The 20,640-nt window shown below is 61.9% G+C and carries 19 protein-coding genes; 8 read left to right on the top strand and 11 right to left on the bottom strand.

Annotated features, from left to right (window positions below; all coding sequences use genetic code 11):
* Together IEX40_RS21765 and ygiD are read left to right on the top strand one after the other, a co-directional pair.
* A partial coding sequence (locus IEX40_RS21765) for an amino acid ABC transporter ATP-binding protein (protein ID WP_229680551.1) occupies window positions 1-415 on the top strand: 415 nt, incomplete at its 5' end.
* A gap of 131 nt (window positions 416-546) precedes the next feature.
* Complete coding sequence (ygiD, locus tag IEX40_RS21760; RefSeq protein WP_188752345.1) at window positions 547-1,428, top strand: 4,5-DOPA-extradiol-dioxygenase; 882 nt, start codon at window positions 547-549, stop codon at window positions 1,426-1,428.
* Between the two features lie 25 nt (window positions 1,429-1,453).
* Here the strand turns inward: ygiD and IEX40_RS21755 are convergent, their stop codons facing one another.
* Entirely contained in the window at window positions 1,454-2,473 is a 1,020-nt protein-coding gene (locus tag IEX40_RS21755) for an asparaginase domain-containing protein (protein ID WP_188752344.1), read from the bottom strand.
* A complete protein-coding gene (locus tag IEX40_RS21750; protein ID WP_188752343.1) occupies window positions 2,470-3,516 on the bottom strand; it encodes a CYTH domain-containing protein in 1,047 nt (348 codons plus the stop codon). Before IEX40_RS21750 ends, IEX40_RS21755 begins: the two co-directional genes overlap by 4 nt.
* Before the next feature lie 229 nt (window positions 3,517-3,745).
* Here IEX40_RS21750 and IEX40_RS21745 point away from each other — a divergent pair, with 229 nt between their 5' ends.
* The 5 genes from IEX40_RS21745 to argA all read left to right on the top strand — a co-directional run bounded on the left by IEX40_RS21745 (window position 3,746) and on the right by argA (window position 9,356).
* A complete protein-coding gene (locus tag IEX40_RS21745; RefSeq protein ID WP_188752342.1) occupies window positions 3,746-4,423 on the top strand; it encodes a TIGR00153 family protein in 678 nt (225 codons plus the stop codon).
* Window positions 4,424-4,444: 21 nt separating this feature from the next.
* The gene (locus tag IEX40_RS21740) at window positions 4,445-5,710 is read left to right on the top strand and encodes an inorganic phosphate transporter (protein ID WP_188752341.1); all 1,266 of its coding nucleotides are present in this window, start codon (window positions 4,445-4,447) and stop codon (window positions 5,708-5,710) included.
* A 171-nt stretch (window positions 5,711-5,881) separates the two neighbouring features.
* A complete protein-coding gene (locus tag IEX40_RS21735) occupies window positions 5,882-6,643 on the top strand; it encodes a hypothetical protein (protein WP_188752340.1) in 762 nt (253 codons plus the stop codon).
* 186 nt (window positions 6,644-6,829) lie between these two features.
* Window positions 6,830-7,975: an acetylornithine deacetylase gene (gene argE / locus IEX40_RS21730; protein WP_188752339.1), complete on the top strand. Its 1,146-nt coding sequence runs from the start codon at window positions 6,830-6,832 to the stop codon at window positions 7,973-7,975.
* A gap of 40 nt (window positions 7,976-8,015) precedes the next feature.
* The gene (argA, locus tag IEX40_RS21725) at window positions 8,016-9,356 is read left to right on the top strand and encodes an amino-acid N-acetyltransferase (RefSeq protein WP_188752338.1); all 1,341 of its coding nucleotides are present in this window, start codon (window positions 8,016-8,018) and stop codon (window positions 9,354-9,356) included.
* Window positions 9,357-9,413: 57 nt separating this feature from the next.
* Here the strand turns inward: argA and IEX40_RS21720 are convergent, their stop codons facing one another.
* The 5 genes from IEX40_RS21720 to ald form a co-directional block, all read right to left on the bottom strand.
* Window positions 9,414-10,781 carry an ATP-binding protein gene (locus IEX40_RS21720; RefSeq protein ID WP_188752337.1) on the bottom strand — a complete coding sequence of 456 codons (1,368 nt, stop codon included), beginning with the start codon at window positions 10,779-10,781 and terminating at the stop codon, window positions 9,414-9,416.
* Window positions 10,778-11,467 carry a response regulator transcription factor gene (locus IEX40_RS21715; protein ID WP_188752335.1) on the bottom strand — a complete coding sequence of 230 codons (690 nt, stop codon included), beginning with the start codon at window positions 11,465-11,467 and terminating at the stop codon, window positions 10,778-10,780. Before IEX40_RS21715 ends, IEX40_RS21720 begins: the two co-directional genes overlap by 4 nt.
* A 14-nt stretch (window positions 11,468-11,481) precedes the next feature.
* The gene (locus IEX40_RS21710) at window positions 11,482-11,784 is read right to left on the bottom strand and encodes a PepSY domain-containing protein (protein WP_188752333.1); all 303 of its coding nucleotides are present in this window, start codon (window positions 11,782-11,784) and stop codon (window positions 11,482-11,484) included.
* A 4-nt stretch (window positions 11,785-11,788) separates the two neighbouring features.
* Window positions 11,789-12,382, bottom strand: a complete 594-nt coding sequence (locus IEX40_RS21705; RefSeq protein ID WP_188752331.1) for a glycine zipper 2TM domain-containing protein — start codon at window positions 12,380-12,382, stop codon at window positions 11,789-11,791.
* 115 nt (window positions 12,383-12,497) lie between these two features.
* Window positions 12,498-13,619, bottom strand: a complete 1,122-nt coding sequence (gene ald / locus IEX40_RS21700) for an alanine dehydrogenase (RefSeq protein ID WP_188752329.1) — start codon at window positions 13,617-13,619, stop codon at window positions 12,498-12,500.
* 187 nt (window positions 13,620-13,806) lie between these two features.
* Here ald and ilvD point away from each other — a divergent pair, with 187 nt between their 5' ends.
* Window positions 13,807-15,639 carry a dihydroxy-acid dehydratase gene (gene ilvD / locus IEX40_RS21695; protein WP_188752326.1) on the top strand — a complete coding sequence of 611 codons (1,833 nt, stop codon included), beginning with the start codon at window positions 13,807-13,809 and terminating at the stop codon, window positions 15,637-15,639.
* 100 nt (window positions 15,640-15,739) lie between these two features.
* Here the strand turns inward: ilvD and IEX40_RS22205 are convergent, their stop codons facing one another.
* The 4 genes from IEX40_RS22205 to IEX40_RS21680 all read right to left on the bottom strand — a co-directional run bounded on the left by IEX40_RS22205 (window position 15,740) and on the right by IEX40_RS21680 (window position 20,581).
* Window positions 15,740-15,868 (bottom strand): hypothetical protein, encoded by a 129-nt coding sequence (locus IEX40_RS22205; protein ID WP_268235839.1) that lies wholly within the window; start codon window positions 15,866-15,868, stop codon window positions 15,740-15,742.
* Entirely contained in the window at window positions 15,865-17,115 is a 1,251-nt protein-coding gene (locus IEX40_RS21690) for an EAL and HDOD domain-containing protein (protein WP_229680888.1), read from the bottom strand. Before IEX40_RS21690 ends, IEX40_RS22205 begins: the two co-directional genes overlap by 4 nt.
* 87 nt (window positions 17,116-17,202) lie before the next feature.
* Window positions 17,203-19,548: a putative bifunctional diguanylate cyclase/phosphodiesterase gene (locus IEX40_RS21685; protein WP_188752325.1), complete on the bottom strand. Its 2,346-nt coding sequence runs from the start codon at window positions 19,546-19,548 to the stop codon at window positions 17,203-17,205.
* Window positions 19,535-20,581: a polyamine ABC transporter substrate-binding protein gene (locus tag IEX40_RS21680; RefSeq protein ID WP_188752323.1), complete on the bottom strand. Its 1,047-nt coding sequence runs from the start codon at window positions 20,579-20,581 to the stop codon at window positions 19,535-19,537. Before IEX40_RS21680 ends, IEX40_RS21685 begins: the two co-directional genes overlap by 14 nt.
* Between the last annotated feature and the right edge of the window lie 59 nt (window positions 20,582-20,640).

Here is a 20,640-nt window from a genome sequence, read left to right as displayed (position 1 = left end):
CAAGAAGGTGCCGCGCAAGGAGGCCGAGGCCACGGCGATGAAGTACCTGGAGCGGGTGAAGATCCCGGAGCAGGCGCTGAAGTACCCGGGGCAGCTCTCCGGCGGTCAGCAGCAGCGCGTGGCGATTGCCCGCAGTCTGTGCATGAACCCGGATGTGATGCTGTTCGACGAGCCGACCTCGGCACTGGACCCGGAGATGATCAAGGAGGTGCTCGACGTGATGATCGAGCTGGCCCGGGAGGGGATGACCATGCTCTGCGTGACCCACGAGATGGGTTTTGCCAAGACCGTGGCGGACCGGGTGATCTTCATGGACGCCGGCCAGATCGTCGAGGAGAACGACCCACACGAGTTCTTCAACAACCCGCAGCATGAAAGGACCCAGCTGTTCCTCAGTCAGATCCTCAACCACTGAGCAAAACGCTGACGCCCGGTACCGGGCGTCACCGCGCCACCGGCAGGAAAAGTCCATTCAGCATCTGCTTCGCCTGCGTTAGCATCCACTGTTACCCTTCGCGCGACACTGCCTAGGCACCTGGACACAAGATGAATAGACGCCACCTGATCAAGGGAGCACTCGGCCTGATATGTGCTCCGCTCTCCAGCTCTCTTTTTGCGGAGATCGCCCGCTCTCTGCCACATACGAACACCCTGCCGGTCGCCTTTATCGGTCACGGCTCACCCATGAATGCGATCGAGGACACCCCTTTCGCCCAAACCTGGCGAAAGCTGGGGCAACAGCTGCCCAAGCCGGCGGCGATACTCTGCGTATCCGCCCACTGGCTGACGCGCGGCAGTTTCGTCAGCGCCGCTACTCAGCCAGACACCATCCACGACTTTGGCGGTTTTCCACAGGCACTGTTCGACGTTCAGTATCGGGCACCGGGCTCGCCGGAGGGCGCCGCGCTGGTCCAGACTCTGACCCGGCAAGCATCCGGACAGGCGCTGGTCAGGCTGGATGACAAGCAGGGGCTGGATCATGGCACCTGGTCGGTACTTAGCCGAATGTACCCGGACGCCGATATCCCTGTGTTCCAGCTCAGCATCGACTATCACCGTCCGATGGCCTACCACTACCAACTGGCACAGCAGTTATCGACGCTGAGGGAGCGGGGGGTACTGATCATCGGCAGTGGCAATATCGTCCACAATCTACGTGCGGTGCGAATGATCGACGGCGGTTATGACTGGGCTCTGGCCTTTAACCAGCGCATCAAAGAGCTTCTGCTAGACGGTGATCACCAAAGTATCCTCAACTACCCGCAGTTTGGCCAGGCAGCCCAGCTATCGGTGCCCACGCCTGATCACTACATTCCCATGCTGTACGCCATTGGTTTGCAGCGAGCGAACGACCGTCTGGAGTTTTTTAATGACTCGGTTACCCGTGGGGCGATCTCTATGAGCTCCTTCACGCTGACCGCCAGCTGATCGACGGGCACACGGCGTCGCACACTTACGACGACACCTGCTGCTCGCCGCAGAACGCCCGCCGCATCGACGCTGCGATCTCGGCCGGCGTTTTGTTTTGCGCCACCAACCAGTGCAGTTTGGCAAATGCCGCCTCCAGGGTCAGGTCGGCGCCGGGTATCACACCGGCACGCGTCAGGGCCGAGCCGGTGGCATAGGTGCCGTCCGCCACGCCGCCGCGCACACATTGGCTGACATTGACGATAGTGGTGCCCCGTGCCACCGCCGCCTCCAGCGTTTCCAGCAGCGCCGTATCGCTAACCGGCGCGTTGCCAACACCATAGCTCTGCAACACCAGCGCCTTCAGCCCCGGTTGGCTCAGCACCGCCTGCAGCAGTGTCGAACGTATACCGGGAAATATGCGCAGCACCGCGACCGCCAGCGGGTCGAACTGCCCTCGGAAAAAGGTCGGCGTCCCCGCAGGCAGCAACAGGTCCCGCCGCAATCGGATATCGATGCCCACTGTGCCAAGATGCGGGCTGTTCGGTGAGTCGAACGCCGCCATCGCACTGGTGTCCAGCTTGACGCAGCGGTTACCGCGCAGCAGCAAACCGTCGAACAGTACGCAGACCTCGTTGATCTCGCGACGCCCGGCGAGCTCCAGCGCCGCCAGCAGCTGATTCTCGGCATCATTACGCGGGCTGCTCAACGGAATCTGCGAACCGGTCAGGATCAGCGGTTTATTCAGCCCGTGCAACACAAACGACAGCGCCGAGGCGGTATAGGCCAGGGTGTCGGTGCCATGCAGTACAACAAATCCCTGGTAATCCGCGTAGCGCTCCAGGATCGGCGCCGCGATCAGATGCCAGTGCTCCGGTGTCAGCTCGGCGCTGTCGATCAGCGGCGATAACTCAAGCAGATCAAAACTCGGCAGATGGTCAAGCCGCTGCCCGAGCCGGGATCGCACCAGCTGCTCGAATCCGGTGGCAGGCGCCAGCCCGTATTCGGTCGGGACCATACCGATGGTACCGCCAGTATGAATCACCAGTAGCTGGGCTGCGCTCATCCGTCGACCGCCTCATCATCGACGATCTGCCACAGCAGTTCGCCGGTGGCCAGCGCCAGCTGACCCGGCAGGGTCTTGTGTCGCAACCCCTGCAGCAACTTCAGCCCCGCATCACGCTGCGTGTGCTGCCAGGCCTGCGGCATGCAATCAAGCAGCCGCCAGTCATGGGCGCGGGCCACATCGGCACGCAGCCGCTGATACTGGGAGATCAGTACCTGGCAATGCTCGGCCACCTCGGGCAGGGATTCCAGCGCCACCAGTTGCAGGTCGAGGGTTCGGGCCAACGCCTGCAGCGCCTGCTCATCCCCGGCCATAGCCGCCTCCAGCTGCACCGGCCAGGCCCTGAGACAATCGCCGATCAACCGCACCAGGCTCAGCGTGGCATCACCATCAAAACCCGGAGCCACGCTCGGCAGAGACGCTGCGGCGCCCGCCAGTTCATAGCCACGCTGCGCCTTGCTCGCATCACACACCTGCACCGGCAACTGGCGAGCGATCTCCAGGGCCAGATGAAACAGCTGATCGCTCTGTCCCGACTTCAGCTCCAGTTCCAGTTCGCACAGCGGCATGCGCCGTTCACCGGCGCGGATCTCGCCCCGATCCAGCGCCACCTCGACCTGCCAGGCGCCCTCCTCGCTCTCGCCGCCGAGCCACCAGAGGTGGCGCTCGAAATCGGTTTCAAATGCCGGTTGCAGCGACGCCAGCAGGCTGTCATCACACAGCGCCGGCGGCAGGTGCTCGCGCAGCAGGTCAGTATCCAGGCTGGGCTCCGGCCGCTCCCACTCCCACTCGTTGCGCACCGACAGACCCGCCTGCCCGTTGCCGGCACTCTTCAGGGTCTGAATATAACGCTCGCCATCACGCCGGATCCGCAGCGCCACCCGGGCGCGGCGCAGGTCCTGAGCGGAGGTGTCGTAGTAGATATTGGTCAGCGTGCGCCGTTCCGGCTCGGCATAGGACAGTTGCTCGAGCAGCGGCAGTGCAGTCACCTCCTCGCTGTACTCCGGCAACAATCCGAGCTTGAGTTCTGTTTCCGATCCCATCGGTCTACCTCATCGATTCAATACCTAACATTCTAGGGGTGGGCTGGCCAACTCTCCAGCACGCCTGGCAGATCTCACCGGGTGCAGTTGTGCTCCAAGTTCGAATTTCGAGCGTTTTCAGCGCCAACAACCCTGCGTTGTAACAATTTCATTGCTAATTTATTACAAAAATGGCGTTCCGATACGTATACTTGCGCCACCTTTTAAACCGGTTAACAGGTACACATCAATGGTCAACAGCCCCATTTTCCAGATGTTCGCCCGTTCCCCGTTCATGCCGATGCAGGAACATATCGCCAAGGCGCAGGCATGCGCCGCTGAACTGGTCCCGTTTTTTAATGCGGTGATCGCGGAGGATTGGGAAGCGGCATCCGAGAGCCAGCAGCGTATCGTCACCCTCGAGCACGAGGCGGACGAGATCAAGCGCAACATCCGCCAGAACCTGCCCAGCAGTCTGTTCCTGCCGGTACCGCGCTCAGATCTGCTTGAGCTGCTGCGTATGCAGGACAAGATCGCCAACAAGGCGAAGGATATTGCCGGACTGATGCTGGGTCGCAAGATGGGCGTCCCCGAACCCCTGCAGAAAGGACTGCTCGAGTTTCTCGACACCGCACTGCAGACCAGCGAGCAGGCGAAAACCGCCCTCAACGAGCTCGACGAGCTGGTCACCTCAGGCTTTCGCGGCCACGAAATCGATCTGGTCGAGCGTCTGCTGACCGAGCTTGACCGCCTCGAGAATGAAACCGATGGTTGCGAACGCAATTTGCGTTCTGCCCTGTTCGCTGTCGAGCGCGACCTCTATCCGGTGGATGTGATGTTCCTGTACCAGATCATCAACTGGATTGGCGACCTCGCCAACCGCTCGCAACAGGTGGGCAGCCGCCTGCAACTGTTACTGGCCCGCTAACCGGCAAGACAAAGGATTCTCATGGAAATCATTGCTCAGCATGGCGAGGTATTCATCATACTCGCCTGTGTATTCGGCTTTTTCATGGCCTGGGGTGTGGGTGCCAACGATGTTGCCAACGCCATGGGCACCTCCGTCGGCTCGCGCTCGATCACGCTGAAACAGGCGATCGTCATCGCCATTCTGTTCGAGTTTGCCGGCGCCTACCTGGCTGGTGGTGCGGTTACCGCGACCATTCGCAAGGGGATCATCGATCCGGCCATCCTCTCGGGCAGCCCCGATCTTCTGGTGTACGGCATGCTCGCCTCGCTGCTTGCCGCCGGTCTGTGGCTGCTGGTCGCCACCCACTACGGCTGGCCGGTCTCCACCACGCACTCCATCGTCGGCGCCATCGTCGGTTTCGCCGCCGTGGGCATCTCGGTTGACGCCGTGCACTGGAGCAAGGTCGGCACCATCGTCGCCAGCTGGGTGGTCTCTCCGGTCACCGCCGGTGTGATCGGCTTTGCCCTGTTCCGCAGCGTACAGACGTTGATCCTCGATACTGAGGACCCCTTCCGTAACGCCAAGCGTTACGTACCCTTCTACATCTTCCTGGTCGGTTTTATCGTGGCCATGGTCACTTTCACCAAGGGACTCAAGCACATCGGCCTGCACCTGAACTGGGGCCAGAGCGCACTGATCTCCGTGGTCGTGGCCCTCGGCGTCATGGCGCTCGGCGTGCTGATGCTGCGCCGGATCAAGCAGGACCCGGCGGCGGACCGTGAATACCACTTCAGCAGCGTGGAGAAGGTGTTCGGCATCCTGATGCTGTTCACCGCCTGCGCCATGGCCTTCGCCCACGGCTCCAACGACGTGGCCAACGCGGTCGGTCCGCTGGCGGCAGTGGTCGGCGTGGTCGCCTCCGGCGGTGAGGTGGCACAGAAGACTGCCATGCCGACATGGATTCTGCTGCTCGGCGGTGGTGGTATCGTCGTCGGACTGCTGATGTATGGCCACAAGGTAATCGCCACTGTCGGCACCAATATCACCGAGCTGACGCCGAGCCGCGGTTTCGCCGCAACGCTGGCGGCGGCATCGACCGTGGTCGTCGCCTCGGGCACCGGCCTGCCAATCTCGACCACCCACACTCTGGTCGGTGCGGTACTGGGCGTGGGTATCGCCCGCGGCATGGCGGCCCTGAACCTGCGCGTGGTCGGTACCATCTTCATCTCCTGGCTGGTTACCCTGCCGGCCGGCGCCTTGCTGGCGATCATGTTCTTCTTCATGCTCAAGGGGATCTTCGCCTGAGCCATCCCCGGGGGAGTTAACACCTCCCCCGTTTTCCTCCGCAGTGCTTGTCGTCTCCCGCCTATGCCGCAACGCCATATTGGCCACGCATCATTCGATGTGTAGACTGCATTTTGACTCGGCACAACGTGCCTACGCTATGGAAGCCAACCGTCTGAATAAGGGTGCAAAATGCGAAAAATACTGTTGGGCGTCATCTGCGCTTTGACGTTTCTGCTGCCACAGGTTGGCTGGACGCAATCGGCCGGGACTAACCTGCCTCCGGCGTTGCAAGCCGCGGTCATGACCGGTAACCCCAATGCGATCTCGCAAGCGATATCGGCGCTATCCGGAGGCAATCCGTTACGTGCTGCAAGTCTGGCTCATGCAGTCACGACAGCGGCGGAACAGATGGTGGCAACAAACCCCCAGGCGGCCATCAGTGCCGTCCAGGCGGCGGTAGCCGTCGTAAACTCCCAGCCCGTTTTGTCCAGCGCGCCACAAGACGCCTTGTTGGTCGCAGTATCAGCCTCGCGAATTATCGTGAACCCGGCGGTTCAACAGGCAGCACCCCAGAGTGTCGGCACTCTCGCCGTCCAGCTGAGCCAGCTGGCGGCCACCCCCAGTGTTTATCAAGCTAACCCAAATGCCGCGATCAGTATCATGGCGAATGCCTATGCTGCGGTCTCCAGTCCGACTGTTGCAGCGGCCTCAACGGGAGCCGCACAACAGGTGGTCTCTGTCCTGACTACCGCCTCGACCGACCCGGTACTCGTTGCGGTAAGCCCCTCCGTTGCCGCGCAGATCAATACAATCTTGGCAGACCAGTCGAGCCCTACTAATAACGATGAGTCAAACAACCAGCTAGAGCCACTCTTCCAGCAGCCAACCGTTGAACCGGTCAGCATACCGGAGCCAAATAGTGGTGGCGGTAATTCGGCTAGCCCAAGCTGAATTAGACCGTTCGCACATGCATTTTTTCAGCCAGGAGACGAACTCGGTTCGTCCCCTGGCTCTTTAGGGACCGCCTGACGGCCCTTCCACTCTCCCGCTGAATTGTTCCATCGCGCATAAGGATCCATACTGGAACCTGCCGGTTATCCGCGGCACACTACTCTCTCTAACAGCGGAGACCACGCCATGCCCCTTCCCGATACGATGACGATGCTGCGCGAGCTGATCGCCGCGCCCTCTATCAGCTCGACCACGCCGGACTGGGATCAGAGCAATCTGGCCGTGATCGAACACCTGCATACCTGGCTCGAGGCGTTGGGCTTCAACTGTGAAGTGATGCCGGTGCCTGGAGAACCGACCAAGGCCAACCTCATTGCCACCCTAGGCACCGGCCCCGGCGGGCTGGTGCTGTCGGGACACACCGATACCGTGCCCTGCGATCCGCAGCTGTGGCGCTCCGATCCATTCAAGGTGGAGGAGCGCGATCAGCGCCTCTATGGCCTGGGCACATGTGACATGAAGGGGTTCCTGGCACTGGCCGTCGAAGCGGCAAAAGCCTTCGTCGACCAACCGCTGAAAAGTCCGCTGATCATCCTCGCCACGGCCGACGAGGAGAGCTCCATGTCCGGTGCCCGCGCACTGGTCGATGCCGGTCGGCCCAAGGCACGGGCAGCGGTGATCGGCGAGCCCTCCAGCCTGAGACCGGTGCGCATGCACAAGGGGATGATGATGGAGGCGGTACGGATCGAGGGCCGCTCCGGCCACTCCTCCGACCCATCGCTCGGTGCTAACGCACTGGATGCCATGCAACAGGTCCTGAATGAGCTATCGGCATTTCGCACCGAGCTGCAATCCCGTTATCGCAACAGCGATTTCCGGGTCGATGTACCGACCCTGAACTTCGGCTGCATCCATGGCGGCGATAACCCGAACCGGATCTGCGGCCATTGCGAACTGGAGTTCGACCTGCGCCCGCTGCCGGGGATGTCGCTGGAGGGGCTACGCGATGCGATCAGCGCGCGGCTGCTGCCGTTCGGTGAGCGTTTTGGTGTCAAACTGGAAGCGCGCCCACTGTTCCCCGGTATACCGGCGTTCGAAACGCCCGCCAGCAGCGAGCTGGTGAACCTGGCCGAGAAGCTGACCGGGCATAAGGCCCAGTCGGTAGCCTATGGTACCGAAGCCCCCTTCCTGCAGCAGCTCGGGATGGATACCATCGTCATGGGACCCGGCTCCATCGATCAGGCCCATCAACCCGACGAGTACCTGGCGCTGGACCAGATACAGCCGACAATCGATATACTCAAGCAGATGATTACCCGCTATTGCCTCTAAGCTATTGCCTCTAAATCAGGGCCTCTGACAGGTTGACCGCGTGAACGACACGACCCAAGACTTCGTTAACTGGTTTCGCCACTCCTCCCCCTACATCCATGCCCACCGGGGCAAGACCTTCGTGGTGATGTTGGGCGGTGAGGCGATCAACGACAGCTATCTCGCCAGCATCGTGCATGACCTGGCACTGCTCAACAGCCTGGACGTGCGTCTGGTGCTGGTGCACGGCGCCCGGCCGCAGATCGACGAGCGTACCCGCGAGGCGGGGCTGGAGATCCGGCTGCACCACGACCAGCGGGTCACCGACAGCGAAAGCCTGCGTTGTGTTATCGAGGCGGTGGGCCGGGTGCGCACCGAGATCGAGGCCCAGCTGTCGATGGGGCTGGCCAACACGCCGATGCACGGCGCGCGGATCCGGGTCTGCTCCGGCAACTTCATCACCGCGCGTCCGCTCGGCGTGCTCGATGGTGTGGACATGGGCCACACCGGTGAGCTGCGCCGGGTCGATCATCTGGCGATCAAGCAACAGCTGGATATGGACAACATCGTACTGATCTCCAACCTGGGCTACTCGCCCACCGGCGAGATCTTCAATATGTCGGTGGAGGAGGTCGCCACCGGCGTGGCGGTGGCGCTGAAGGCGGACAAGCTGATCCTGTTCGGCCAGCAGGAGGGGATCTACGATTCCAGCGGCGATCTGCGCAGCGAACTGCTGGCGGAGACCGCCCGCCGCCTGGTGCACCACTACTCGGCACGGGTGGCCAACGACCCTGAGCAGCCCTGGAGCGAAATGGCCTGTCTGCTGCAGGCCGCCGCCGATGCCTGTGACAAAGGCATCCCCCGCTGCCATCTGGTCAGCCACGCACAGGATGGCGCGCTGCTGATCGAACTGTTTACCCGTGACGGCACCGGCACCATGATCAGCAAGGAGTCCTACGAGCAGGTGCGCGCCGCCGATATCGAGGATGTGGGCGGAATTCTGGAGCTGATCGCGCCGCTGGAGGAGAAAGGGGTGCTGGTGCGCCGCTCACGCGAGCTGCTGGAATCGGAGATCGAGCGTTTCAGCGTGGTGGTGCGCGATGGTGCGATCATCGGCTGTGCCGCACTCTACCCGTTCGCTGACGAGGCGATCGGCGAGCTGGCCTGCGTGGTGATCAGCAGCGAGTACCGGGGCGGCGAACGCGGCGACCTGCTGCTCGAGCATATCGAGGAGACCGCCAAGGCTCAGGGCCTGCGCCAGCTGTTCGTGCTGACCACCCGCACCGCGCACTGGTTCCTGGAGCGCGGTTTCAGACCCGCGCCGCTGGACGCTCTGCCTGGCAAGAAAAAGGAGCTGTACAACTTCCAGCGCAACTCCAAGGTGTTCTTCAAGCAGCTCTGAGCCAAAGGGTGCGGGAGCGCCAACCGGTAACGCCGCGGCGGCAGCGCAGCGGGCCTTTTACAGTGTCGGCAGCTGGATCTGGAAGGCCGCGCCGTGCAGGTCGGCGCTGTCCCGGATCTCCAGCGCACCGCCGTAGCTGCTGAGAATATCCACCGCCACCGACAGGCCGATCCCCTGCCCCGGCGCCGAGGAGTCCAGCCGTGCACCGCGCTCGAGGATGGTCTGGCGCCGGCCGGCACTGACGCCTGGGCCATCATCCGCCACCTCCAGCACCAGCATGCCATCCCTCTGCCGCCCACGCACCAGCACCTGGCTGTGGCCATATTTGAATGCGTTTTCCAGAATATTGCCGAGCAGCTCCATCAGGTCATGCTCATCACCGGCGAAGTTGATCTCGGGTTCCAGCTCCGAACTCACGGCGATGTGCTTGTCGGCGTAGACCTTGGCCAGCGCGGACAGGATGCGCGTCACCACCGGCTCAACCGCTACCGGCTTCGCCAGCGGCGCGCCCGGCGACTTAACCGCACGGGAGAGCTGGTACTGGACGATCTGCGTCATCCTGCCGGTCTGCTCGTTGACCAGCTGACGATAGCGTTCGCCGTCAATCGATTCATTCGCCGCCCCCTGCATCACCGCCAGCGGGGTCTTCAGGCTGTGCGCCAGATCTCCCAGGGTGTTGCGATAGCGTTCGCGCTGGCGCCGCTCGCTCTCAATCAGCCGGTTCAGGTTATCGGTCACCGCCTGCACCTCCAGCGGATAGACCCCCTTCAGCTTGTCCGCCTGGCCCTGCTCGATCTGGCTCAGGTCCTCGGCCAGCCGATCCAGCGGCTTCAGCCCCCAGCGCATGATTAGGTACTGCATCAGCAGCGCCAGCAGGTAGACGCCACCGAGCCAGCCCCAGAGCTGGGTGGCAAACGCCTGCATCTCCTGACCTACGCTCTCGTCGGAGTGCAGCACCGATACCAGAAAGTGCTGTTCGCCATTCACCCCCTCCCAGACAACCGGATACTGGAACAGGAACAGGCCATCGGCCACCAGATGATTAAACAGGGTCTGGCCGGGCTCCAGACGACTGCTGGGCAGCTCGGCGATCAGCTCTTCGGAGAGCAGCTCGGATGAGGGCGAGCGCCAGAGCAGTTCACCACCGCGGGCGTGAACCGTGGCATAGAGCCCGGATTGCACCTGGCTGAAGCGCGGCTCCTGCACGCTGTCGGGCAGCCAGATACGGCCATTGCGCAGTTCCGCTTCACCCAGCAGCAGGTAGACGTGCAGCCGCGCCTGGCTTGCCTCCGAGGCTTCCAGGCTGTTGTGGAAGGCGCGCTGCAGGGCGGCGGCGGCAAACACGATCACCACCGGCAACAGCACCACCGACGCCCAGAACAGGCGCGCCTTGAGCGACCGCGGGATCAGCGAAGCGAGTTTCATCCAGCGCTGTCGGTCGCTTTCAGCGCAAAGCGGTAACCCAACCCGCGTACCGTATCGATCGGCTGCAGCGTCTGCTCGGGATCCAGCTTCTGCCGCAGACGACGGATAAACACTTCGAGCACGTTGGAATCACGATCGTAGTCCTGGTGATACAGGTGCTCGGTTAGCTCGGTCTTGGACACGGTTTTGCCGGCGTTGAGCACCAGATACTCCAGGGTGCGGTACTCGTAGCTGGTCAGTTTCACCGGCTCGCCGTTGAGCGATACCGTGCGCGCCGTGGTATCCAGGGTCAACGGGCCAAAATCGAACTGCGGCCGGGCATGCCCCGCCGCACGCCGCAGCAGCGCATTCAGGCGCGCGACCAACTCTTCGATATGGAAGGGTTTGACCAGGTAGTCATCGGCGCCGGCCTCAAGCCCCTCCACCTTGTCCTGCCAGTCACCGCGTGCGGTCAGGATCAGGACCGGGAAGTTGCGCTCCTCCGTGCGCCACTGCCGAATCAGCTCGATCCCGGACAGCTTGGGCAGCCCCAGATCGACAATCGCCAGGTCGTAGGGGTATTCGCGACCGAGATAGAGCGCCTCTTCGCCATCCCCCGCCTCCTCCACGGTATAGCCGCGCTCGCTCAAGCCACTGCTGAGCTGGCGGCGCAGATCGGGATCATCTTCAACAATCAGTAGCTTCATGCCTACCTCCTCGCTCAGGGGTTCAGTATCCTGCCGGACTCAGCGTCGACCAGCACATCGCGCACCCGGCCATTGTTGACCAAGCGGATCTGAAACAGCCGCCGCCCATCCTGAGCGACCTCTTCCGCCTTGACCACTTCGCCGCCGAACGCCCGCCGCGCGATCTCCACCGCCTGCTTCAGGTCGATGGCGTTCTGGGCCAGCAGCAGGCCTGCCGGTGACCCTTGCGCCTGCACTGGCGCCGCCATGAGCGAGGGGATCGCCGCCACCAGCATAACGCTCAGCCAACCCAGCACAATCCGCCTCACACGCGACATGGACTCAACCCCTTCTACCGTAGTGTTTATCGATCTCGATATAGCGCCCCGGATGATGTCGGGTACGCGTCGTATATACCTGGCCGCGATAGATATATCGCACCCAATAAGCGACAGGTTGTTGATGATACTTCAGTTTGTGCCCCCGAACACACTCTTCGCCACGGTGCCGATCCCAGTCATGACTGACGATGATATCGGCGCCGACGGAGCCGATCACCGCTCCAGCAACGGTACCGACCAGTGCATTATCGTGCTCACGGCCGATCAGGTTGCCGACCGTGCCGCCGGCCAACGCACCGACGATACGCGCACGATCCCGGTCGCCCCGATCGCTCCGGTCACCCCAGTCACTGCGTTCATGACGGTGGCGGTCGATACGGCAGTCGCGATCGCGCTTCGGCCAGATCGGCTCCACTTCCAGCACCCGCGCCAGACGCTGGTGTCGGTCATACTTGTAATAACCGTCGTGATGCTTGTAGTGACTGAGTTCCAAAATCGGACGCTGCTGATGTTCGAACGGACTGGCCTGGACCACCTGGCTGCTGCCCAGCACCGAGAGCAGTGCCAGACCGGCAGCTAATAATTTAGCGTTCATGCTTGCCTCCCTGGGGCATAACCCCGGTGATTAGCGGCTGGCAGCTCGTTCTACCAGCCTATGGTGACCAATCTACCCAGTGGCAGATGAATCGAGCATGAACTTTTCCCCGCGCTCAACCGGTTGCCAGCAGGCGCTGCAGATCCCCCAGTTCCAGCCCAAAGGCATCGGCGACGCCGGCGCAATACAGCTGCCCCGCGTGCACATTGAGCCCTGGCGCCAGCCCCGGCACACGCCGCAGCGCATCGCGCCAGCCCAGCCCGGCCAACGCTTCGATGTAGGGCAGGGTGGCGTTGGTCAGCGCCAGTGTCGAGGTGCGCGCCACCGCGCCGGGCATATTGGCGACACAGTAGTGGACGATGCCGTCGACCTCGAAGATCGGATCGGCATGGGTGGTCGGATGGCTGGTTTCGAAACAACCGCCCTGGTCGATCGCCACATCGACCAGCGCCGCACCACGGGGCATCAGCGCCAGCATCTCCCGGGTCACCAGTTTAGGTGCCCTGGCGCCGGGCACCAGCACCGCGCCGATCACCAGGTCGGCCTGGGCCACCTGCTGGCGGATATTCTCGCCGGTCGAATACAGGGTGCCGACCCGCCCGCCGAACAGATCGTCCAGCTCGCGCAGGCGCGGAATCGACTTGTCCAGTATCGTCACCTGTGCCCCCATCCCCTGGGCCACCCGCGCCGCCTGGCTGCCGACCACACCGCCACCGACAATTACCACCCGGCCGGGGGAGACACCGGGTACGCCGCAGAGCAGCACGCCGCGGCCGCCCTGCTCCTTCTCCAGACAGTGCGCGCCGGCCTGTACCGCCATCCGCCCGGCCACCTCGCTCATCGGCGCCAACAACGGCAGGCCGCCGTGGCGATCCTCCACCGTTTCATAGGCGATGGCGGTACAACCGCTGGCCAGGAGGGCATCGGTCTGCGGCCGGTCCGCCGCCAGGTGCAGATAGGTGAACAGTAGCTGATCCTCACTTAGCCAACCGCACTCGTTCAGTTGCGGCTCCTTCACCTTGACGATCATCTCGGCCTCGCGGAACACGGCCTCGGCGTCTGCCACCAACTGCGCACCCGATTGACGATAGGCTTCGTCGTCATAGCCGATGGCACTCCCGGCATTCGATTGCACCAGCACCTCATGCCCCTGCGCCACCAGTTCACGCACTCCCATCGGCGTCAAGCCAACGCGGTACTCATGTACTTTTATCTCCTTGGGTACCCCAATACGCATATAGACCTCCTGCCATCTTGCAACTGCGGTTCTTTTTCCGCTCTCACCGGCAGTCTAGACCTTATTTTCGCCCTGAGGCGATCGCCCGCGACGACTGTCGGCCAGGCGGATACAGCGGCGGAGCGATCTGCTATAATCTGACCCTTTCCCAAACGACAGATCACCCCCAGTTACCGAGGGATCCGAGATGCCAGAGTATCGTTCCAAGACCTCAACAGCGGGCCGCAATATGGCGGGCGCACGCGCCCTGTGGCGTGCCACCGGCATGAAGGATGAAGACTTCCACAAGCCGATCATCGCCGTTGCCAACTCCTTTACCCAGTTCGTACCGGGCCACGTCCACCTCAAGGATATGGGACAGCTGGTGGCGCGCGAGATCGAGAAAGCTGGCGGTGTGGCGAAGGAGTTCAACACCATCGCCGTCGACGACGGTATCGCTATGGGCCATGACGGCATGCTCTACTCGCTGCCAAGCCGCGACATCATCGCCGACTCCGTCGAGTACATGGTCAACGCCCACTGCGCCGACGCCCTGGTCTGCATCTCCAACTGCGACAAGATCACCCCGGGAATGCTGATGGCGGCGATGCGCCTGAATATCCCGGTGATCTTCGTTTCCGGCGGTCCGATGGAAGCAGGCAAGACCAAGCTGGCCGACCACAAGCTGGACCTGGTCGATGCCATGGTGCTGGCCGCCGATCCCACCGCATCGGACGAGCTGGTCGATGCCGTCGAGCGCTCCGCCTGTCCCACCTGCGGCTCCTGCTCCGGCATGTTCACCGCCAACTCAATGAACTGCCTGGCCGAGGCGCTGGGTCTGGCGCTGCCGGGCAACGGCACCGTGGTGGCCACCCACGCCGACCGCGAGCAGCTGTTCCTGCGCGCCGGACGCACCATCGTCGAGATGGCCAAGCGCTACTACGAAGGTAACGACGAGCGCGTACTGCCGCGCTCCGTGGGGCTGAAGGCGTTCGAGAACGCGATCACGCTGGATATCGCCATGGGTGGTTCCACCAACACCATTCTGCACCTGCTGGCGATCGCCCAGGAAGCGGAGATCGACTTCACCATGAAGGATATCGACCGCCTGTCCCGCGAGGTGCCGCAGCTGTGCAAGGTGGCGCCGAACACGCAGAAATATCATATCGAGGATGTGCACCGTGCCGGTGGCATCATGGCGATCCTCGGCGAGCTGGACCGCGCCGGCAAGCTGCACACCGACGTGCCCACCGTGCACGCACCGACGATGAAGGACGCGCTGGATCAGTGGGATATCATGCGCAACCCGAGCCCGGAAGTGGTCGAGTTCTACAGGGCGGGCCCCGCCGGTATCCCGACCCAGATCGCGTTCAGCCAGGCCACCCGCTGGCCGACTCTGGACGGTGACCGTGCCAACGGCTGCATCCGTTCGGTTGAACACGCGTTCTCGCTGGAGGGCGGCCTCGCGGTACTGCATGGCAACATCGCGCTGGATGGCTGCGTAGTCAAAACCGCCGGCGTCGACGACTCGATTCTGGTGTTCGAGGGCAGCGCTAACGTCATGGAATCTCAGGACGAGGCGGTACAGAAGATCCTCAACGACGAGGTGAAGGCCGGCGATGTCGTCATCATCCGCTACGAAGGCCCGAAAGGCGGCCCGGGTATGCAGGAGATGCTCTACCCGACCTCTTACCTGAAGTCCAAGGGGCTGGGTAAGGCCTGCGCCCTGCTCACAGACGGTCGCTTCTCCGGCGGCACCTCCGGTCTGTCGATCGGTCACGCCTCGCCGGAAGCGGCCGCCGGTGGCGCCATCGGCCTGGTGCGTAACGGCGATCGCATCCGCATCGATATCCCCAACCGCACCATCGATGTGCTGCTGTCGGACGAAGAGCTGGCCGTTCGCCGGGCCGAGCAGGACAAGCTGGGCTGGAAACCGGCCCATGAGCGTCCGCGCAAGGTATCCGCCGCGCTGAAAGCCTACGCCAAGCTGGCTACCTCTGCCGACAAGGGCGCAGTGCGCGATCTGTCGCAGCTCGACTGATCGACACCGCGTACGATGAAAAAGGCGACCTCCGGGTCGCCTTTTTTATGCACAGAATGCAGGGTATACCGCGATCACATGGTCTGCAGGTGCGGCAGTCTCAGATGAGCTGCAGTGCCTCAAATGCCAGCCACAGCATGCGCAGCGTCAGCATCGAGGTGAATCCGGCGGTCAGGATAAGAAACAGCGCTTCCGCGATTGCCAGGCCCGGTGGCAACAGGCCACTCACGCGGCGCTCTGCAGCGCCTGCATCACCTGGGTCGCCCAGCTCAGGCTATGACGATAGGCAACCTCGTAGAAGTGCCGCTCAAGCATCTTGCGCAGGTGTTCGAACTCACCCCGTTCGTAATGCTCGACCTCCTGCAGCACCTCGCCAAAGGAGCCGTCGCGGTTGATCAGCGCGGTCTTGATATCGTGGTGCAGCGGCACCTGGTTCATCAGTTCCGCCATCTCGATATCCATCATCACATCGAGCTGGGAGAGCAGGCCCACGATGAAGTGGTTGATCGGTTCAGGGCGCCCGGTCATCTCCGCCAGCAGCTCGCACATGCGTCCGCGCTGCAGCATGTTGCGGGTCAGGTCGTCCGGTTTATCGCCGTTGCTGTTGGCCAGGAACAGCATCACCCAGCGTCGAACCTGATCCATACCTAGCATGGCGATGGCATGGGACAGCGAGGTGATCTCCCGGCGAAGGTTGAACGCGGCGGAGTTGACAACCTTGAGGATTCTAAAGGTCAGAGCCGGGTCGTTGAGTGCGATCTCCTCCACCGACTGAGCCGTCGCATTGGGTTTCTGCAGCTCGGTCAACAGCTGGATCAACAGCACCTTGTTGCCACTGATCTTCCTGCCTTTGACCGGTTCCGGCTTGCTCAGGAAGTAGCCCATGTAGAGCTCAAAACCCATCTCCAGACAGAGCCTGAACTCCTCCTTGGTCTCCACCTTGTCGGCCAGCAACTCCAACTGAAACGGGCGCAGCTTCTGGACCAAGGTCTGTACGTTCTTCATACCGAGCTTCTGGATATCGAGCTTGAGCACGTGCACCACGTTGAGCAGCGGTCCAAAGCGGGGGTCAGTGGGGTCGTAATCGGCCAGTGCCAGGCGGTAGCCGTCATTGGCCAGGCTCTTGACCCGATCGATCAGGGCCGGTGATATCTTGGAGTGGCCCAGGATCTCGATGACGAAGCTCTGTCGCGGCAGGTCCGGCATTTCGTTATCGAGCAGGAAGCTGTCGGTGACCTTCAGGAAGCAGGGTACGTTCTGCACCTCGCCGCTCTTGCTGATACTGGAGTACGCTCCCATCAGCACGCCGAGCGTTGCCTCTTTGTCCTTGAGGCCATCGACAAACTTGCCATCGGAGTCCCGGAATAACAGCTCAAACGCAGTAACGTCCTGGCTTTTGGTATAGATGGGCTGACGTGCCATCAGCACTTGAAGGTCTTCAGCGTCCTCAACCATCTCCTTATCTACTGCACCCACTGTCGATACCTCATTTACTTGCTGTTATTCGGAACTCCGTCCGCCTTAGTATACCCACGGATACTAGGTTGTCTGCCCCAGCGGATATCATTTCATCAGCTGTCCGGCATCGCTGTTGAGCGCCGCACGCTCATCCACCCAACTCTCAAGCTCCTCCAGCCGCATCGGTCGGCCATAGAGATAGCCCTGCAGACAGTCGCAACCGGCAGCGACCAACCGCTGTGCCTGAAACTCCGTCTCGACCCCCTCAGCCGTCACCCGCAAGCCACGGGCATGGCAGAGGGAGATGATCGGCGCCAGCAACCGCTGGTTGCCGGGCTCGATCAGCCGTTCGATGAAGCTGCGATCCAGTTTCACCTTGTCCACCGGGTACTCCACCATCTGCATCATAGAGGTGTAACCGGTACCGAAATCATCGATGGCAATCTGCAAGCCTAGAGCCCTGAGCCTACTGAGCATATGGTGACGTTGCACCGTGGACTCCACACCGAAGGTCTCGGTCATCTCGACCTCGATACTGTCTGCCGCGATTCCGGCGAACGTTAACTGCTCCTGGATATAGAGATCGAAATCCGGAACGGTCAGCTCCGCCGAGGAGAGGTTGATCGACAGGGTAATACCCTCCCCCAGTAATTGGCGTAGCCTCGGCAGATCGGCAAAGGACTGCTGCACGACCCAGCGATCAATAAGACCATACAGCCCGGTGCGCTCGGCGATCGGGATAAAGCTATCCGGGCCCACCCGACCCAGGCTGGGCGACTCCCAGCGCAGCAGCGCTTCGCAACCGTCGATCCGGCCCTTGGCGTCCAGTATCGGCATATAGGTCAGGTAGAGTTCACGATCGAAATCGATCACCTTCAGCTGGTGTTCGATCTCAAGCTCCCGACGGGCCTTGCGCGCCAGTTCCTGGGAGTAAAACGCCACACGATTCTTGCCGGCGTGCTTGGCTTGATACATGGCGGTATCGGCATTGGAGATCAACTGGGTGATGTTGTGGCCATCTTCGGGACAGCAGGCGATACCGATACTGAGCGTGACCGGATAACTGCCCAACTCAAACTGATACCCCTCGCGTACCAGGCTGAGCAAGCGGTTAGCCAGATGCTCGGGCTGGCCGGCTTCGCGATAGCCGTGCAGCAGCACCGCGAACTCATCGCCCGCCAGGCGGGCCAAAACGGCCTGTCCACACTGGGGCGCGCGGTTGCACTCATGCTGGATCAACGCACTGGCCCGGTGCGAAAAGGACTTCAGCAGCGAATCACCGACACTGTGGCCATACTTGTCGTTGACGAACTTAAAATGATCCAGATCGATATAGAGCAAACCTACCGGGAGCTGCCGCTCTGCGGCAAGTTTGAGTTCGCGCACCGCCAACTCGTAAAAGCGGTTGCGGTTGGGCAGGCCGGTGAGAGAGTCCTGCTCGGCAAGCTGGCGGGAGCGCCGGTAGGCATCATCCAGCTGGCTGTACAACTGCTGAAATTGCCGTGCCAGACGGCCGATCTCATCCTGCCCCGTATACACGATTCGGTCGCGCATACCGTGCATCACCTCGTTGAGCTGACGCTCCAGCGTTTGCACCGGCTGGGTGATATAGTGGCGAATCAGCCACATCAACAGCGCAGTGCAGACGGCACAGACAAGGAGCGCACCGATACTCAGGCTATGCTGCATGCTACGCAACTGTCCGGTCATGAAGCCGGGATCCGGCTGCAGGCGAAGATAGAGGTCCGGTAGCAGACGTATATCTCCGCCCAATCCCTCCCTGTTCGTCCAAGCCGAATGGCTGTATTCAATCCGCGCCCCATAGATCTCTTCCATCCGTTCGACCTGGGCATCGAAGGTTGTGAGTTCGACCGCCACCTGCACCGCCACGCTCTGCTGCAAATGGTTGGGCAGGGGGGCCGCCTGGGTACGCTTATCCAGTAGCCGGTTCTGAATCAGCAGCGACGCCCCCGAATCCAGCTGAACCAGCCGGATGCCGGAAAGAGTGCGCGTGGTGAACGCATGCTGAGCAACCTCCAGTTCTTGAGCGGAGATATCGCGGAAAGGGTTGTCACTGCTGGCAAAGAAAAATTCGGGTTGGCCATTCGGCTCGATAAGCGCGAAAGAGATATAGCCGGAGCGAGACCCGGTCAGATTGCCGAACGCATCCTCCAGGCGCCCGCCGAGCGCCCTTTTGCGATAACGATCGTCCGCCTCCTGCAGGAAGCGGTGCAGCGCCTCCGACTCACTGATCGCAAACAGATAGCTGTCGGCAAAGGAGGCGTAGACGGAAAAGGTGCTGCGAAGTTCGGTCAGCTGATTGTTCAGGCGTGACTGTTCAAGGTGTTCGATGGAGGAGCGTTCGACGTAGTAAACGGCCAGCGCCACCAGCAGATAGCCCGCCAGCAGCACCGGGACGATCAGCAGCGCGGCTCGCCTACTGAGCGTCATGCAGCTTCCTTATCGCGCTGGTGATACGTTGCCGCAGCATCAGATTCTCTTCGCTGAGTACTTCGTAGAGCTGGCTCTTCGCCATCACCCCGGCAGGCGGATAGACCGTGATATCTTGCCTGAACTCGTCGTCCAGCAACCCGTATGCCGCCTGGTTCGGCGTGCCAACCCACAGCGCCTGCGCGTTGCGCGCCGCTATCTCAGGGCGATTGAGGAAATCGATAAAGCGGATCGCCAGCTCCTGCTTGTTCGAGCCCTGCAACACACCAAGACAGTCAGCCCAGAGGATAGTGCCCTCGCTCGGCGCCACATAGCGCCAGTGTTCGCCGCCCTGAATCTCGTTCAGCGCGTCTTGGTCACCGCTGTAGACCAGTGCCATATACAGCTGGCTGGCGTCGGCATTACTTTGCAAAAAGGTGATGGCATAGTCGTAGGTCAGTACTGCGGGTACCTGCTGCTTAAGATCCTCGAACGCAATTTGCAGCGCCTCCCGAGAGTCGCTGTTGATCGACTCGCCACGCATCAACAGCGCCGGCGCCAACAGATCCGCGCCATCATCGAGCATGCCGATATGACCGACCAGTTCCTGGGCGGGCTTAATCAGATCGGACCAACTGGCAGGCGGTTGGGCAACTTTGTCGCTACGGTAGGCGATCCCAAGGGTACCCCACATATAGGGGATGCTGTGGTTACCGCACTGGGCTGAGAATTGCGGGTCCAGATGACGCAGGTTCGGCGCCTGTGCCGCCGTGGGTGCAAAGGAGATGCCGCGCTCGCCAAACAGGCGCGACGCCACCTCGTCGAGCACGACCAGATCGATATGGTGACGCCCGGCATCCACCATCATCCGATCCCGACGTTCGTCGTTATCGAAGTAGATCTGTTCTATCTCGACGCCGGTTTCTGCTTCCCAGATCTCAATCACTTCAGGGTCGAGATAGGCTTCCCAGTTCAACAACGTCAGCTTTTCGGCCATCGTGTAAGGGGATAGCAGCAGCGTCAGCAGCGCCGCCATACCCAATCGATACAGCATCGGGCGGAACTCCAGTCGGGGGGATTGTTTTTTTAAGCTCAAACATACCCTAAAACCCT

It is taken from the genome of Marinobacterium zhoushanense, from assembly GCF_014641945.1.
In the GTDB taxonomy this organism is placed as follows: Bacteria; Pseudomonadota; Gammaproteobacteria; order Pseudomonadales; family Balneatricaceae; genus Marinobacterium_D; species Marinobacterium_D zhoushanense.
Note: the sequence above shows the minus strand (reverse complement) of the source record. Positions and strands in the feature narration are given on the sequence as shown.